This is a genomic window from Nostoc commune NIES-4072 (assembly GCF_003113895.1).
GTDB lineage: Bacteria > Cyanobacteriota > Cyanobacteriia > Cyanobacteriales > Nostocaceae > Nostoc > Nostoc commune.
Map to the genome: position 1 here is coordinate 6239538 of NZ_BDUD01000001.1, position 15690 is coordinate 6255227.

17 protein-coding genes are annotated in these 15690 nt (G+C 43.4%); 13 read left to right on the forward strand and 4 right to left on the reverse strand.

Annotation, left to right across the window (positions count from 1 at the left end; genetic code table 11):
- Positions 1 to 42 precede the first annotated feature (42 nt).
- The 4 genes from nusB to CDC33_RS27750 all read left to right on the forward strand — a co-directional run bounded on the left by nusB (position 43) and on the right by CDC33_RS27750 (position 5473).
- Positions 43 to 684, forward strand: a complete 642-nt coding sequence (nusB, locus tag CDC33_RS27735) for a transcription antitermination factor NusB (RefSeq protein ID WP_109011659.1) — start codon at positions 43 to 45, stop codon at positions 682 to 684.
- 169 nt (positions 685 to 853) lie between these two features.
- Entirely contained in the window at positions 854 to 2518 is a 1665-nt protein-coding gene (gene ftsY, locus CDC33_RS27740; protein WP_109011660.1) for a signal recognition particle-docking protein FtsY, read from the forward strand.
- Between the two features lie 1038 nt (positions 2519 to 3556).
- On the forward strand, positions 3557 to 4948 hold the full coding sequence (locus tag CDC33_RS27745) for a PP2C family protein-serine/threonine phosphatase (RefSeq protein WP_109011661.1): 1392 nt from the start codon (positions 3557 to 3559) through the stop codon (positions 4946 to 4948).
- Positions 4949 to 5293: 345 nt separating this feature from the next.
- The gene (locus tag CDC33_RS27750) at positions 5294 to 5473 is read left to right on the forward strand and encodes a DUF29 domain-containing protein (protein ID WP_146195864.1); all 180 of its coding nucleotides are present in this window, start codon (positions 5294 to 5296) and stop codon (positions 5471 to 5473) included.
- Positions 5474 to 5481: 8 nt separating this feature from the next.
- Here CDC33_RS27750 and CDC33_RS27755 read toward each other — a convergent pair whose 3' ends face one another.
- Entirely contained in the window at positions 5482 to 6282 is an 801-nt protein-coding gene (locus CDC33_RS27755) for a PhzF family phenazine biosynthesis protein (protein WP_109011663.1), read from the reverse strand.
- Positions 6283 to 6503: 221 nt separating this feature from the next.
- Between CDC33_RS27755 and CDC33_RS27760 the strand changes: the two genes are divergently transcribed.
- The 3 genes from CDC33_RS27760 to CDC33_RS27770 are packed head-to-tail and all read left to right on the forward strand — an operon-like array spanning position 6504 to position 8716.
- A complete protein-coding gene (locus CDC33_RS27760) occupies positions 6504 to 6755 on the forward strand; it encodes a hypothetical protein (protein ID WP_109011664.1) in 252 nt (83 codons plus the stop codon).
- A 51-nt stretch (positions 6756 to 6806) separates the two neighbouring features.
- A complete protein-coding gene (locus CDC33_RS27765; protein ID WP_109011665.1) occupies positions 6807 to 8189 on the forward strand; it encodes an aminopeptidase P family protein in 1383 nt (460 codons plus the stop codon).
- A gap of 53 nt (positions 8190 to 8242) precedes the next feature.
- Positions 8243 to 8716 (forward strand): hypothetical protein, encoded by a 474-nt coding sequence (locus CDC33_RS27770; protein ID WP_181374152.1) that lies wholly within the window; start codon positions 8243 to 8245, stop codon positions 8714 to 8716.
- 7 nt (positions 8717 to 8723) lie between these two features.
- Here CDC33_RS27770 and CDC33_RS27775 read toward each other — a convergent pair whose 3' ends face one another.
- Entirely contained in the window at positions 8724 to 9368 is a 645-nt protein-coding gene (locus tag CDC33_RS27775; RefSeq protein WP_109011666.1) for a DsbA family protein, read from the reverse strand.
- Between the two features lie 28 nt (positions 9369 to 9396).
- Positions 9397 to 10026, reverse strand: a complete 630-nt coding sequence (locus CDC33_RS27780; RefSeq protein WP_109011667.1) for a Uma2 family endonuclease — start codon at positions 10024 to 10026, stop codon at positions 9397 to 9399.
- A gap of 215 nt (positions 10027 to 10241) precedes the next feature.
- On the opposite strand from CDC33_RS27780, the gene ffh reads away from it, so the two are divergent.
- The 5 genes from ffh (at position 10242) to CDC33_RS27805 (ending at position 14400) form a co-directional block, all read left to right on the forward strand.
- A complete protein-coding gene (ffh, locus tag CDC33_RS27785) occupies positions 10242 to 11708 on the forward strand; it encodes a signal recognition particle protein (protein WP_109011668.1) in 1467 nt (488 codons plus the stop codon).
- Between the two features lie 130 nt (positions 11709 to 11838).
- The gene (gene rpsP / locus CDC33_RS27790) at positions 11839 to 12105 is read left to right on the forward strand and encodes a 30S ribosomal protein S16 (protein ID WP_109011669.1); all 267 of its coding nucleotides are present in this window, start codon (positions 11839 to 11841) and stop codon (positions 12103 to 12105) included.
- Entirely contained in the window at positions 12062 to 12502 is a 441-nt protein-coding gene (locus CDC33_RS27795) for a KH domain-containing protein (protein WP_109011670.1), read from the forward strand. Before rpsP ends, CDC33_RS27795 begins: the two co-directional genes overlap by 44 nt.
- A 434-nt stretch (positions 12503 to 12936) precedes the next feature.
- The gene (locus CDC33_RS27800) at positions 12937 to 13890 is read left to right on the forward strand and encodes a PhoH family protein (protein WP_109011671.1); all 954 of its coding nucleotides are present in this window, start codon (positions 12937 to 12939) and stop codon (positions 13888 to 13890) included.
- Between the two features lie 105 nt (positions 13891 to 13995).
- Complete coding sequence (locus tag CDC33_RS27805) at positions 13996 to 14400, forward strand: ChuX/HutX family heme-like substrate-binding protein (protein ID WP_109011672.1); 405 nt, start codon at positions 13996 to 13998, stop codon at positions 14398 to 14400.
- Positions 14401 to 14402: 2 nt separating this feature from the next.
- Here the strand turns inward: CDC33_RS27805 and CDC33_RS27810 are convergent, their stop codons facing one another.
- On the reverse strand, positions 14403 to 14741 hold the full coding sequence (locus tag CDC33_RS27810) for a carbon dioxide-concentrating mechanism protein CcmK (RefSeq protein ID WP_109011673.1): 339 nt from the start codon (positions 14739 to 14741) through the stop codon (positions 14403 to 14405).
- 118 nt (positions 14742 to 14859) lie between these two features.
- Between CDC33_RS27810 and CDC33_RS27815 the strand changes: the two genes are divergently transcribed.
- Positions 14860 to 15660, forward strand: coding sequence for a DUF6816 family protein (locus tag CDC33_RS27815; protein WP_109011674.1), 801 nt, complete (start codon positions 14860 to 14862; stop codon positions 15658 to 15660).
- Positions 15661 to 15690: the final 30 nt, after the last annotated feature.

The window sequence follows — 15690 nt, forward strand, 5'->3', positions numbered from 1 at the left end:
CCGTATAGTTAATCAGTTCTTACCTAATCACCCCTCAGTTTTATGCAACCTCGTAAACCCCAGCAAATTGCTCGTGAATTGGCACTTCTAAGCCTTAGCCAATTGCCAGTCAACCCAAAAAAATTAGATCAGTTGGAAGACGATCAACTAGTATCCAAGTTGGTGCTAGGAGCAGTACGTACTTTGACCTCAGAAGTGCAAGATACCCTCGATAATGCCGCAGGTGAACTGCAACGCAGTAACGATCGCCTTTTAAGTAGCCAAACTCGCGCCTCCGATCTTAATACTGCTAGAACAATGCTTCAAGAAGCGATCGCCTGCACCCAGACAGCAATCAATCAATTGGGTACGGCAGTTGATTTTCCAGTATTGATTCAGTTAGCTAATCAAGATAAGGGAGTCCGTAATTACGCTAAAGAGCTTGTAATTACCGTCAACGAAAATCGACAAATTATAGATGAACTCCTTTCTGCTGCCTTAGTAGATTGGCAAGTAACTCGCCTCGCCCAAATTGACCGCGATATCTTGCAAATCGCTGTGGCTGAAATGAAGTTCTTAGGAGTTGCAGACAGTATCGCCATTAACGAAGCTGTGGAACTAGCCAAACGCTACAGTGGAGACGATGGTCATCGGTTTATTAACGGTGTTCTGCGCCGAGTCACTGAGCAGAAAAAGACAGCATAGCTTTTTTGACTTGCCAAAGTGAGGGGGATGAGGGAGCAGGGGGAGCAGGGGAAGTAGGGGAGGCAGGGGAATTAACTTAAACCAATGCCCAATGCCCGATGCCCAATGCCCCAAGTTAAATTAAACTCATAACTTATAACTTATAACTCATATAACCAATACTGCTGCAATGGTTTTTAATTGGTTCCGTCGTAAATATAACGATTCCTCTGACACTCCCTCTGATAAAAAACAGGAAGAAACTTCTCCTGCACAAGAACCTCAGCCAGAGCCAGCCGAAACATTAACAGCAACTGCTGAAACTGCTCCAGACACAACAACAGACTTGTTAGCGTTTGCTAAAGCTGCTTACAAAAATATTCAGCAAAAACAACAAGCAGAGGTAGTAGAAACCCCGGCTGATTCAGCAGAAGCCTCATCAGTATCAGCACAACCGGAAACCGCAGAAACAACAATTGCGGAAATTACCGAACCAGAAGCAATTGAGGAGCCTGTTAGTACAACCATAGAAACAGCACAGCCAGAAGTTATCCAAGCTACTACTGAGGAAGAAAGTACTGAAAATTCCTCAGTAGCAGCAATTGCCCAAGAGCCAGATGTCTCCAGCCCAGAACTCACGGCAAATGAAGCTGAACCAACGCCCACCGAACCAGTAGCTACGTCAGAGGCAACACAGCCAACAGGACTATCTTTCTTAGAACGGGCGGCGGCAGAACGGCAAGCCAAGCTGGAACAACTAATGGCCACCGCCATTGAAGTTCCAGAACCAGAGGTAGTACAGCCAGTAGCTGCAACTTCAGAGACAGGAGAGGAAATTCCTGGACTGGTATTTGATGATGGGTTTGTCTGGTCGGCGAAAGTTTTAGCAGCTCAAGGTAGAAGTCCAGAAGACGTTTCTATTGAAGAAATTACTTGGCTCAAAAAGCTCCGGCAAGGGTTAGATAAAACTCGTCGTAGCATTCTTAACCAACTGAAGGCGATCGTTGGTCAAGGGCCGCTAAACCAAGCTGCTGTAACAGAAATTGAGGCATTGCTCCTGCAAGCTGATGTGGGTGTAGAAGCAACAGACTTTATTATCAATGCCCTACAGACAAAACTTCGAGAAGAAGTTACTGCACCTGAAGAAGCGATCGCTTATCTGAAAAAGATTCTCCGGGATATGTTGGATGCACCAAGCATGGCATCCCACAAAACTATCTTTACCCCAGAAAAAGAAACCTTAAATATTTGGTTAATCACTGGCGTGAATGGTGCCGGTAAAACCACCACCATTGGCAAAATTGCCCATCTGGGACAAAAATCTGGTTATAAATGCTTGATTGGGGCAGCAGACACCTTTCGCGCCGCCGCCGTGGAGCAGGTGAAGGTTTGGGGTAGTAGAAGTGGTGTAGAAGTAATTTCCAATCCGGGAAAGAATACAGATCCGGCAGCAGTTGTGTTTGATGCGATCGCAGCCGCCCAAGCACGTCAAACCGAATTACTTCTGGTAGATACAGCTGGGCGTCTGCAAAACAAGAAAAATTTAATGGACGAACTTAGCAAAATCCGGCGAATTATCGACAAAAAAGCCCCAAATGCCAAAGTAGAATCTCTTTTGGTTCTAGATGCCACTTTAGGGCAAAATGGACTGCGGCAAGCCGAAGTTTTCTCCCAAGCTGCCCAACTGAGTGGCGTTGTCTTAACCAAGCTCGATGGTACAGCCAAAGGTGGTGTTGCCCTTGCCGTTGTGCAACAGCTAGGTTTACCCATTCGCTTTATTGGTGCTGGTGAAGGAATTGAAGACCTGCGCCCCTTTTCTAGCTATGAGTTTGTCGAAGCTCTCTTGAGCGGCTAACTGAAAATTTTGGAGTTCAATATTTTTCTTGACAACTGATAAATTTAGGGATTACTGATCTGGTATTATCACTTGAACTCATTAGAAACAGATCAATTCTTGTAAATCATAAGTTTGTCGCAATAAATGGATAACTTTTGCTAAAATTTCAAGCTAGTGCCTTTTTTCACGCTTTGAATGGGCATAAACGCAACACACAAAACCTCCGAAGCTTCCATCTTGCAGCAAGGTGTTTAAAGGGCAAGCGAGACGCTCATCCCCGCAAATAAAACTATTGCAAGATGGACAGCAGAACGGTGAGTAGTGCGTTGGGGAGCCAGCACAAAGTTCAGCACTGTGGGGGTTTACCTTTGCAGGTGATTGGTGTTGGCTATGGTAACTTGTATTCTTAGATCGAAGGAACTGCGTTAGCGAGTTGGCAGAACTGCACACTGCACGTAACTTACTTAAGAGTAAAAGTACGAGCATCATCTGTTTGCCCAATGCCGACATTAGAAAAAGGACAGCTTCCGACCATCAGAACTTCGCAAAATCGTCCACTGTGGACTCAAAAAGCGAATTGCTGTAAGTAAGCTGGTTCAACACTTCCAGGTGTATTCTCATCTCTTACTTGCGAAAGTATCTACAAATATTTTCTCTAGTAATCCGGGTTTTCACTCAAAAAAATTCTCCTCTCCTAGTTGCCTCTGCCCAAACAATTACTCTGAAAGCGTTATAAATTATTCTTTGAATAAAGTATTTTTATGACTTTAGAGATATGCTTTGGTAATTAAGTTATGAAAAAATAAAAAGCTTTCTTAACTCTCAATGAAACTAGTAATTTTTACGGATTGGTTTTTGGCTAAAAATACATGATTTGAAATCACAAATATTCCATCAGAAATACAATAAGCAAATAAAATACTGATAAAAGTTGCTTGTTACGTCTTTATACTCTTGCTAAAGTGACAAGTCTTATCTAAATATGGTTTAGCAATGCCAAAGCCAAAAGATTTATAAGTAATCTAAAATCTGCCAATATAAAGTGCAATAGTACCTGTGCCTGTGTCTCAACTGCCCTCTCAACCCATTGACAACAATAGTAGTGCCGCGACAGATGTCACACCAGTCGTAGCACTAAAAGAACTCGTGGCAAGGTTGCACCGGGAACAGAACAAAATTCAAGATTTGCTCAGTTCTTTAGGATTTGCCCTAAGAAGTTTCAATAATTTAAATCAGTTTTTGGAACTGATCCCCCTGATGGCAACTAGAGTGACAGATGCAGACGGCAGCGCTCTGTTTCTCTACAAACCTAATGGTCAAGTAAGATTAGAGCAGTTACATTGGCAAGATAGTGGCCAGCGAAAAAATATCCGCAAAGCGCTAGAAATAGCCAGCAGTCAAATCACGCTTCTGCCCAATGCTGCGCCTTTAGCCAATGCCACGGGGATTTTAGATGATCAGATGCATCGCTATCTGGGGCCAGATGTACAAATCTTTGGTACGGCGATTCTAGTGAAGCATACAGAACGGGGATGGCTCTACGTATTGAGCCGCGATCCAGAATATAGTTGGACAGAAACCAGGCAAAAGTTAGTTAGGTTGGTAGCAGACCAAACAGCTGTTGCGATCGAAAACGATGAACTAGCTGTAGAACTAAGAAAAAAAGAACGTCTAGACCAAGAACTAGAAATTGGCGCAGAAATTCAACGGCGACTTTTGCCACGTCAATGTCCCACAATCCCTGGTGCAGTTTTAGCGGCACGTTGTAAACCTGCCAATCGCGTCGGCGGAGATTACTATGACTTTATTGCTACCAATCACAATAAGATTCAGCCCAAGACCAAAGGCAGCACGGAAAATAGTCGCTGGGGTTTGGTTATTGGAGATGTCATGGGTAAAGGTGTCCCAGCTGGGCTGATTATGACGATGATGCGGGGAATGTTACGGGGAGAAGTACTACATGGTAATTCCCCTGCCGGAATTCTACAAAACTTAAATAGAGTTATGTATGCGGATTTAGAAAATTCCCACCGCTTTATAACGCTATTTTATTCAGAATATAATCCCCACAGCCGAATTTTGTCTTATAGCAATGCGGCGCACAATCCTCCCTTGTGGTGGCACGCAGCCACGAAAACTGTCAGCCGTTTAGATACTCTAGGAATGTTAATCGGTTTGGATGCTAACAGCCAATATGAAGATGCCCAGGCACAGTTAGAGCCTGGGGATACAATTATTTACTATACAGATGGTTTGACTGATGCTGCTGCTGCTAGTGGCGATCGCTTCGATGAAGATAACTTTGTCGCTGGCTTTAATACGGCTTGCAAGTATTGCAATGGCCCAGAGGAGATTGTGGATTACCTATTTGACCAAGTTGAGCAATTCATTGGTGCTGATAAGCAAAACACTGATGATATGACACTAGTTGTTATGCAAATTTTATAGTTATTAGCCAATTTTGGTTGATCAAGTCATGATTAAACCGATGGCGACTGGGGATTCACTAGAGTAATTCTACTAAATTTAATTTTTTATTTATTTTTTATTTGAATTTCCGTAGCGATCGCCTAAATGGTCGCACATCAACCTTTTTTAGTGAATTGTTTGTATTTAGCCTTTAAGATAATACATAAAAAATGATCCTTATAATACTTTTCTGTTCAAGTAAAAACTATATATTTTGCACATCTAGCACAGTAGGAAACGCCGAGAGAGACTAGGTAAAATGTACAAGGTAAAAAGTAAAAGGTAAATTTACTTCTTCATTTTTGCTTTCTTTCTATCCTTGTGATGCAAGCATTTAGCCTGCTCACTCTTAGCGTTTTAATTTTTCCTTTCTCCGCCGTAGCAAGTTCACAACAGCTACGACGGAGTTTTGCTTTACCAATAAATACGTTTCCAGTGGAGTGTCCTTATTACATTGCCCAAATTCTTGATGCTGAGTTTTTAGCAGATGCGATTGATTTGTAATATTAGGTTTATGCGGTAATTAACTCGCCTCGCATAACAGTTACCGCTTGTCCGCTCAGAAAGACGCGATCGCCTCCGTTATAATCTACCTTCACCACGCCACCGCGACTGGATGCTTGATAAGCCAATAATTTATCTTTGTGCAAGCGATCGCGCCAGAAGGGAGCGAGACAGCAATGAGCCGCCCCAGTTACAGGGTCTTCATCAATCCCTAAACCTGGTGCAAAGAAGCGAGAGACGAAATCATATTCAGAATCAGGGTGGGTGAGGCTGGTGACAATGATCTCCGAAGTAGGCAATGTTTTCAGTATTTGGAAATTTGGCTGTATTTGCCGTACCAAATCTTCAGATTCCAATTCCACTAAATAGCCCAAGGAATTCAAGAAAACAGATTTGTATGGGATACCCAAAGCAGCCTTGAGTTCTTGCGGTGCGACTGTTTCTTGTGAATGATTCGCAGGAAAATCTAACTCAATCCACTCACCTTGCAACTTAGCAATCAGCACTCCGCTTTTAGTGTGGAAACGCGCAACTTCATTAGGTGACAAATGTCCCTCTGACCAAAGTACATGGGCACTAGCTAAAGTTGCATGACCACAAAGCGGTACTTCTACCGTAGGCGTAAACCAACGCAGGTTAAAGCCATCATCCTGTCTAATTAGAAAAGCTGTTTCAGATAAATTCATCTCCTGCGCTACATTCTGCATCCAGCGTTCCTCTTGGGGAGTAGGCAAAACACAGACAGCAGCAGGATTACCTGCAAAAGGTATATTGGTAAAAGCATCAACCTGAGTAATGGTTTGTCCCATTAGAGTCACCTTGAAAATTAGACAGCATTATATTTATTAGAAGTGCATTAGATATTTATGCCTTTATTTATCATTATTATTAGGCGGTGCATCATTTGTAGTGTAGCACAGTTGTGCTAGCACGCGTGTTACATCCAAATGAGAACCGTCATATACAGTACCTGATAAATTAGGAATACAATCTCCAAAAACTGGGGTCAATGTCAAAGCAAAACGGAAACATGACCATAAAAATCTTCAGAAGCATCTTTGCTGCTGTCAACTTAGCGCTAATTTCTGGAGGATTAGTTAGTTGTGTTGTTGAGGTACCGCAGCCATCTGCTCCACCTGAGCAACAAAAACCAGCCGTACAACCTAACGAACAGCCTAACCAGATAAAGCAGAACGACGATGAAGATGACGACGACAAAGATAGCGATCGCAAGAATGATAAACACGATGACGATAAAGACGATAAAGATGATAACGACTAAATAAAGGCAAAACTATATATAACCTTTATCCTTCTCTTTGAGTTTCTATTTATGCTAATTCAACAAACTTCCACTTCCCTCGTCGATACTTTACGCCACCGACGGCAACAATTAGCCAACCTCATTGATTTTCCAGCAATTCTGTGGTCAGGTAGCAACAGTCCGCGCAACTTTCCTGCAAATCTCTTTCCGTTTCGCGCTAGCAGTCATTTCCTCTATTTTGCTGGACTGCCATTATCAAATGCAGCAATTCGTTTAGAAGGCGGCAAACTAGAACTATTTATCGACGATCCATCACCCAGCAGCGCTCTTTGGCATGGAAAAATGCCAACGCGGGAAGAAATAGCTCAGAAGATTGGAGCGGATGTGGCAGGGCCAATGGCAGAATTAGAGTCTTGGGTAGAAGATGCTGCCACACTTGCTGTACAAGATGCAGCTACTTGGACGCAACAATCGCAGCTATTAAATAGATGGGTATTACCACAAAGTCCTCCCCAAGGAATTGACTTGGAGTTAGCTAAGGCGATCGTTTCTCTGCGCCTCACTCATGATGAAGCTGCATTAACCGAGTTGCAAAAAGCTGCTGCTGTCACAGTTGAAGCACACAAAGCTGGTATGGCAGCAACACCTAAAGCCAAGCTAGAAGCAGAAGTTCGGGCAGCGATGGAAGGGGTAATTATTGCCCACAATATGACAACTTCCTATAACAGTATTGTCACCGTTCACGGTGAAGTTTTGCATAATGAACAGTATCACCATCCCCTACAACCAGGTGACTTATTACTTGCTGATGTTGGTGCTGAAACTGAGACGGGTTGGGCAGGCGATGTAACTCGAACTTGGCCAGTTTCTGGTAAGTTTTCATCTACCCAGAGAGATATTTATAATGTTGTGCTGGCAGCCCATGATGCTTGCATTGCCAAAATCCACCCTGGCGCAGAGTATGGGGATATTCATTTGCTAGCTGCTACGGTTATAGCTGAAGGTTTAGTAGAGTTAGGCATTTTACAAGGAAACCCTCAAGATTTAGTAGAAATGGATGCCCATGCGCTGTTTTTCCCTCATGGTATCGGTCATCTACTAGGTTTAGATGTTCATGATATGGAAGATTTGGGTGATTTAGCAGGGTATGAAGAGGGACGTTCTCGGAGCGATCGCTTTGGCTTAGGCTACCTCCGTTTAAATCGTCCTTTGCGTACAGGAATGTTAGTCACAATTGAACCTGGTTTTTATCAAGTACCAGCAATTTTAAATGATGCCAATGTTCGCTCAAAATATCAAAATGTAGTGAATTGGCAGCGTTTATCTGAATTTGCTGATGTGCGCGGAATCCGCATCGAAGATGATGTTTTAGTTACCGCAGAAGGTAGCGAAGTTTTAACAGCCGCATTACCAAATGATGCCGATACCATAGAAAATTTAGTAGGTTCCTAATTTGTACATCATGCCTTGCTAATTGATAGCGTAAACACATAGGATGTTATCTTATGATCAAAAAACCCATAGGATTACTACTCAACGGAGTTATTGTCACCTTCGGACTATTGCCAGCTCAAGCACAGCAGCCGATTTCTGATACCCAAGTTGCGGCGATGGTAGAGGCATTGCGACAAGCTGCACCACAGACCAAAAATCCCAACGATGGATATTACAGCCAATGGCAAGTTAAACCAGAAACCCTCAAAGGCTGGTCAAGAACTTGTCTCAAACGAGAACTGACACCGACGCAGTTTGAAAACAGCCCTGCGATCGCTCGCCAAGTTGTATCCTGTATCACGCGCCGTGAATTAACTAATCAGTTTGCCGCCACGAACAATAATGAAATTGCATCTGTGCGTGGTGCAGCTTGTTGGTGGATGACTGGTAGCTATACAGGTTGTAACAAAGGCTTCACTGCTGAGTATGTGCAAAAAGTTGTCCGTTTTTACCAACAACAACGTTCAAAACCAACGACTCGTTGAGGAAGAGTTAAGATAATTGCTTTACCTTTTCGACAACCCAATCAACGCGATCTTTTCCCCAAAATCTCTCGCCTTCAACTACCCAAGTCGGGACTCCGGGACAGCCAAACTGTTCGTATTCTGCTAAGGCTACGACTGCTGCAAGTTTTGCTTCTTCCCCGTGGATCAATTCAAGAATGCGATCGCCATTCAACCCAACATCATTTGCAACTTTCCTAATCACAGACTCATCGTTAACATCAAGAAGGTCGATATACGTCGCTCGAAAAAAAGCTTCATCCAGCAGATGCTCCTTCCCAGTTCCACAAGCAGCATAATACGCTCTCGCAGGAAGTTCTTCCCGACCAAATTTCATTTTCTCCCAACGCTTGACCCACCTACCAAATTCTTCAAGTTCCTTGAGCCGAATTTCAATGCCGTACTTTTTCGCCCACCGCAAACAATCTTCTGTGTGATACGACGATAACAAAGCGCTTTCACTTCGTCCTTGTAAATCAGCTACCTTTATACCTCGCTCTTTTGGTATATAGATTGGTCTTCGTTCAATATCAACAGGTAAGCCTTCCAATGCTTTTTTGGCAAGAGCAACACCAATGTATGAATTTGCCGAGTGGTATATCGAGTATGAATATACTTTGATTCGCTGCGACATCTGTCTAAATTCACTCGCAATTTTAGTATTAAATGTGGCTTCTAACCCATTGACGAAATTCTTTAACTAATTCTAAATAATCTTTTTCTCCCACCTGCTCTAAAAACCTAGAAATCTCTGTTAATGGCAAATTGGGAAATGCTAAACTCTGTTCAACAGATAGATATTGCTGATTTTGTAAAACGTTAATACTAAAAGAATTGCCATCATATCGCCAGATTTCGGGCACACCCATATCAGCATAGACTTCAAAGCGATTTTTAGAACTGCTAGTAATATCGATTTCTACTACCAAATCTGGCGGCGGATCTTGTTGCAAATTAATTCTTTTTTTGCCCTTAATAAACTTGACATTTTTAATATAAAAGCATTCGTCTGGTTCTGCACCACTCAGCTCTGGACGTTTGAAAGTAGTAGAACCAAGGGGCTGAATCTTAACTTCTAGTTCTTCCGCTAAAGTTTCAACAAATCGACCCACAATTTTTTTATAACTTTCATGTTCAGGTGAAGGAACCATGATTTCTAAAGTACCTCGATTGTAAGTAAGCCGGAGGCGGCGACTAGCACTAAGTTCAGTTAGCAAGTTTTCATAAGTTTGCCAACTGATACCCGATAGGTGGATGATTTCTGTGGGTTGAAGCAGTGTGTTGCTAGTCATAGCGATATGTGGTGTAGGTTCTCGCTGTACAATAGCCCTTCTTGCCCTCATTGTACTTTAAGCTCAATCTTCTATAAAGGTAGGTATCTGGTTGCTACAGTCGGGGTGAAAAATACTAAGCTGGTAGATAGCACGTTTAAACTTTAACGGAAATTCGGAATCGCATTCATCGGCGGTTCAAAATTCCTCATTGGCGAACTACCTGTAATTACATTATGTTTGATGCTCTATCTGACCGTTTAGAAGCCGCCTGGAAAAAACTGCGGGGACAGGACAAAATTTCTCAATCCAACATTCAAGATGCATTGCGCGAAGTGCGCCGCGCCTTGTTGGAAGCAGATGTCAATCTCCAGGTAGTCAAAGATTTTATTAGCGAAGTCGAAGCTAAGGCACAGGGAGCCGAGGTGATTACTGGCGTGCGACCTGACCAACAGTTCATCAAAATTGTTCACGATGAATTGGTGCAGGTGATGGGAGAAGAAAATGTTCCCATCGCAGAAGCCCAGGAACAGCCTACTATTGTGTTAATGGCTGGGTTGCAAGGTACTGGTAAAACCACAGCTACCGCTAAGTTAGCCTTACATTTGAGAAAATTAGATCGTAGCTGTTTATTGGTGGCGACAGACGTATATCGCCCAGCAGCGATCGACCAGCTGGTGACGTTAGGTAAGCAAATTGACGTACCAGTATTTGAACTAGGAAGCAATGCCGATCCCGTAGAAATTGCTCGACAAGGTGTAGAACGCGCAAGAGCAGAAGGTGTAAATACAGTAATTATTGATACTGCTGGTCGTTTGCAAATTGACGAAGATATGATGGCGGAATTAGCCCGCATCAAAGCAACAGTCCAACCCCATGAAACTCTGTTAGTGGTGGACGCGATGACTGGTCAAGAGGCAGCTAATCTTACCAGTACCTTCCATGAGCAGATCGGAATTACTGGCGCGATTCTTACCAAGATGGATGGTGATAGCCGTGGTGGTGCAGCACTTTCGGTGCGAAAGATTTCGGGAGCGCCGATTAAGTTTGTTGGTGTAGGAGAGAAAGTCGAGGCACTGCAACCGTTTTATCCCGATCGCATGGCATCCCGAATTCTGGGAATGGGCGATGTGCTGACCCTGGTAGAAAAGGCCCAGGAAGAGTTTGACTTAGCAGACGCTGAGAAAATGCAAGAGAAAATTTTGTCAGCGAAGTTTGACTTTACTGACTTTCTCAAGCAGTTGCGGATGCTAAAGAACATGGGTTCTCTGGGAGGCTTCATCAAGATGATTCCAGGGATGAACAAGCTCTCAGACGATCAGCTCAAGCAAGGAGAAACCCAGCTCAAACGCTGTGAGGCGATGATTAACTCCATGACTCGCCAAGAACGCCATGACCCCGATTTATTAGCCAGTTCTCCCAGTCGGCGGCGGCGGATTGCTGCTGGCTCTGGCTATAGAGAGTCAGATGTGACTAAACTAGTGGGTGATTTCCAAAAAATGCGATCGCTCATGCAGCAAATGGGTCAAGGTGGCTTCCCTGGAATGCCAGGAATGTTCGGCGGTGGCGGCATGGGCAACGCCTTCGCAGGCGCAGGCAATCGTCCCCCAGCCCCTGGATGGCGAGGTTATGATGGCGGTGCCCCAGCCACGAAAAAGAAAAAACCCAAAGATAAAAAGAAAAAAGGCTTTGGCAATCTTTAGTTATTGGGCATTGGTAATTTGCTAATGACAAATGACTAATGACAAATGACTAATAGCACCAAATGCTAGACCAGTGCTAAAATTAGCATTTCGGCATACTTAACCAATTAGGAGAATAGATTCTTCAACCATGATTAAACTGCGCTTAAAGCGATACGGTAAAAAGCGGGAAGCAAGTTACCGCATTATCGCCATTAACAACCTCGCTCGCCGCGATGGTCGTCCCCTAGAAGAGTTGGGATTCTACAACCCTAGAACCGATGAAGTGCGACTAGACGTTCCCGGTATCGTCAAGCGACTACAACAAGGCGCTCAACCCACTGACACCGTCCGTCGCATTTTAGTAAAAGCCAATGTTTTTGAACAGGTCAGTGCCACAGCTACAGCCGCATCATAATTCGAGAACAATATCCCCAACAGCTAGTCCCAACTATGTTGGGCTGGTTCGGTTTTTAGTGCAACCGTTTTTGGAATCTCCAGAGACTTTAAGCGTCGATTGTGAAATTTCTCAGGCCCTCAACCGGGCTTGGATTCGCATCGCTTTTGAAAGCACGGATAAAGGGAAAGTGTTTGGTCGAGGGGGACGCAATATTCAGGCGATTCGTACAGTAATTGCCGCCGCCGCCGCCGCTACTGGGCAATCAGTATATCTGGATATCTACGGCAGCACTACGCCGGGGCGCGAAGGCATGTCTTTTGATGAAGAGACAGAAGAGCGATCGCCACCACCGACTAGGAGAGAACCGCGTGGAAATGATGGGCCTAAACCCATTGTTAAACCCCGCCTCCGCTAGTTTCAAACTAGAGAGCAAGTCTGAGCGGTTGTAGTTACCTCCGCTCAGAATTTTTGTAAAGACCTAAGAGGCAGGGGAGCAGGGGGCAGGGGGCAGGGAGAAAAATACTGGAATTACCCTGCCACAAGGGTTAGAGAGCAAATAAATTTATTTATGCAAAAAGTAAAAGTATTTATTTCGAGATGTGTAACACGAGAAATAATACGTCCTTACTTCAGATCCAATACATTCATGTATGGGAATTCCCGACAGCTCCCCGCCCTTCCCCCTTTTCCTCTTTTTGACCTGTAGGGGCACAAAGCTGTACGCCCCTACAGCCAATTAATTTATTGCAAAGATTTTTTCAAAATGTAAATAATAAAAACGTAATTTCGCTAAGGGCGAAAAAACATTAACCTTTGTCAAACACAGATCCTCACGAATTAAGAAATACTATGGCAGGTGCCTTAACAATTCAGCTGCCCAATATTACCAGTGCGATCGCTCTTGGGGGAGATGGAGAAGAAAATCTCAAAATGCTATCTCGGCAAACAGGAGCCACTTTAGTGCTACGCGGACAGGAATTAGTGATTTCTGGTACCGAAGGGCAAATTGACCTGGCTTCTCGATTAGTGCGATCGCTTGAAGACCTCTGGATTAAAGGCAATACTATCTCCAGTGCCGATATTTTAACAGCTCGTCAAGCCATAGATAGCGATCGGCAAGGGGAACTGCAAGATTTACAGCGAAACGTCCTCGCCAAAAGTCGCCGGGGCGAAGAAGTCCGTGCCAAAACCTTCCGCCAGCGTCAGTATATCGATGCACTCCGTAGACGCGATCTCACCTTTGGTATTGGGCCTGCTGGTACTGGTAAGACTTATCTCGCTGTTGTTGTCGCCGTGCAAGCACTCCTTGCTAACGAGTTTGAAAAGCTAATTTTAACTCGCCCTGCCGTCGAAGCTGGTGAAAAACTTGGTTTTTTGCCTGGAGACTTACAGCAGAAAGTTAATCCCTATCTTCGCCCACTTTACGATGCTATTTATGAATTTATCGACCCCGAAAAAGTGCCCAGCTTAATGGAACGCGGTGTAATTGAAGTCGCACCACTCGCTTATATGCGGGGACGCACTCTCAATAACGCTTTTGTAATTGTGGATGAAGCGCAAAATACTACACCCGCTCAAATGAAAATGGTTTTGACTCGTTTGGGTTTCCGTTCTCGGATGGTAATTACAGGCGACATGACACAAACTGATTTACCACTTCATCAACAATCGGGTTTAGGAGTGGCTTTACAAATTTTAAAACACGTTGAAGGCATTGCCTTTTGCGAATTTTCCCAAAAAGATGTTGTGCGCCATCCTTTGGTTCAGCGCATTGTTGCTGCTTATGAACAATATGAAAAATAGGGATTGGGAATTGGGCATGGGGCATGGGGCATGGGGCATGGGGCATTAATTAGGACTCATCGTTTAACTAACGACAAATAACAAATGACAAAGGACAAATGACAAATGGCCACAACATTGAAAGAATTTTTAGAAGCTTGTGAGACTTTAGGAACTTTGCGTTTAATTGTTACTAGCAGTGCTGCTGTATTAGAAGCACGAGGCAAAATAGAAAAGTTATTTTATGCAGAATTACCCAAAGGTAAATATGCGAATATGCATACTGAAGGCTTTGAGTTTCACTTGAATATGGACAAAATCACTCAGGTGAAATTTGAAACAGGTGAAGCGAAGAGGGGAAATTTTACAACCTATGCTATTCGGTTTTTAGATGATAAACAAGAGCCTGCTTTAAGCCTATTTTTACAATGGGGTAAACCTGGCGAATATGAACCCGGACAGGTAGAAGCTTGGCAGACTTTAAAAGAGAAGTATGGTGAAGTTTGGCAGCCTTTACCAGCAGAAATTTAAAGCTAAACTGATAGGGGTGCAGGAAATCGGATATCTGCACCGAATTGTTCCACATTAATGCTGCGATGAATCGGTAAAACATATTCTAAATTTTCGTGAGGACGGGGAATAATATGATAAGAAATCACCTCACCGCCGTTAACTCGCAGCACCGCCTTTAGTCCTGCTGTCACCGCCACATTTACCTCGCCCACAACTCCCCTAATTAACACGGTAATCCGTCCCAAATCAGTATTTTCATAACCAACAAGGGTTACACGGGCAGCTTTACACATAGCATCTCCCACTTCCACTGCTGTGGGAACGCCATAAACTTCAATCATGCCTAGTGCCAATGTCATGCTGTCACCATAGTTTGGGATTGTAAGGTAAAATATCTTACTACAAAGTTTTAATTTTTTACACAAACTTACTTAATTTTTAATCGATAAATAATCAACGTTAAATACAAAACTGCTAATGCTTACAATAAAGGCGATTTGGAGTTTTTGCTTGCTGCTTTTATTCCTTTTGTGGGGTGGCGATGCTTTTGCAGGAGAGTTGTCTGAACGGTTAGCAAATTTTCCCCAATGGGAAAAATTAACTTCCGTACAACCGGCTTCAGGAGATTTGGTTTATCCTGAATGGATGGCTGGTACTTGGCAAGTTACAAGTACTTTAGTAGATTTAGCTGCACCTTTAGCACCAGAAATCGTAACTCCAGGATTTGAAGGTAATCGCCGACAATTAAATCAGCCTGTGAGTTTTGTAGTAAGATTTGTCAAAGAGCAACCATCTATTACTGGGTTAAAGATATTACCTCAGATAAAGAAAAAATCCCCAATTTTAGTAGCAGATAGAGCGTTTAATAGCTTGAATTTGGCAAGAGCTTATTTAGGGAATGAAGCTGTGTTATTAGTCAAAGTAGATCCAGATTCACCTAATCGTCAGATTACGTTCTTGCGTAGCAGCCGTCAACTAGTTTCCATTGTGACTGCACGGGCTACAGAAACTACCCCTGATGACAAATTCATCACTACGGAAGTGTTTCAACAACTATTCAAAGGCGGTTCACGCCCTTATTTAAACTCTGTAGAATCTACCACGGCTTATCATAAACTTCCAACAGCTAATCCGGCAATTGAGGCAGATCAAGTTACTGCTGTCTACCTTTCACCCCAAGATCCAGATTACTTTAAAACTGGTTCTCGACCAGTTGCTCTCTATCGCTATCGCCTAGAATTTATCCCTGCACAATTGTCTAATACTCCAAAGGAGTGATTTAATCCATAGCACTTGACTAGTTTGTAA

Coding starts and splice junctions, on each gene's coding strand:
- nusB (WP_109011659.1), top strand. CDS start 43: ATGCAACCTCGTAAACCCCAGCAAATTGCTCGTGAATTGGCACTTCTA.
- ftsY (WP_109011660.1), top strand. CDS start 854: ATGGTTTTTAATTGGTTCCGTCGTAAATATAACGATTCCTCTGACACT.
- CDC33_RS27750 (WP_146195864.1), top strand. CDS start 5,294: ATGCAAGCATTTAGCCTGCTCACTCTTAGCGTTTTAATTTTTCCTTTC.
- CDC33_RS27755 (WP_109011663.1), bottom strand. CDS start 6,282: ATGGGACAAACCATTACTCAGGTTGATGCTTTTACCAATATACCTTTT.
- CDC33_RS27760 (WP_109011664.1), top strand. CDS start 6,504: ATGACCATAAAAATCTTCAGAAGCATCTTTGCTGCTGTCAACTTAGCG.
- CDC33_RS27765 (WP_109011665.1), top strand. CDS start 6,807: ATGCTAATTCAACAAACTTCCACTTCCCTCGTCGATACTTTACGCCAC.
- CDC33_RS27770 (WP_181374152.1), top strand. CDS start 8,243: ATGATCAAAAAACCCATAGGATTACTACTCAACGGAGTTATTGTCACC.
- CDC33_RS27775 (WP_109011666.1), bottom strand. CDS start 9,368: ATGTCGCAGCGAATCAAAGTATATTCATACTCGATATACCACTCGGCA.
- CDC33_RS27780 (WP_109011667.1), bottom strand. CDS start 10,026: ATGACTAGCAACACACTGCTTCAACCCACAGAAATCATCCACCTATCG.
- ffh (WP_109011668.1), top strand. CDS start 10,242: ATGTTTGATGCTCTATCTGACCGTTTAGAAGCCGCCTGGAAAAAACTG.
- rpsP (WP_109011669.1), top strand. CDS start 11,839: ATGATTAAACTGCGCTTAAAGCGATACGGTAAAAAGCGGGAAGCAAGT.
- CDC33_RS27795 (WP_109011670.1), top strand. CDS start 12,062: ATGTTTTTGAACAGGTCAGTGCCACAGCTACAGCCGCATCATAATTCG.
- CDC33_RS27800 (WP_109011671.1), top strand. CDS start 12,937: ATGGCAGGTGCCTTAACAATTCAGCTGCCCAATATTACCAGTGCGATC.
- CDC33_RS27805 (WP_109011672.1), top strand. CDS start 13,996: ATGGCCACAACATTGAAAGAATTTTTAGAAGCTTGTGAGACTTTAGGA.
- CDC33_RS27810 (WP_109011673.1), bottom strand. CDS start 14,741: ATGACATTGGCACTAGGCATGATTGAAGTTTATGGCGTTCCCACAGCA.
- CDC33_RS27815 (WP_109011674.1), top strand. CDS start 14,860: ATGCTTACAATAAAGGCGATTTGGAGTTTTTGCTTGCTGCTTTTATTC.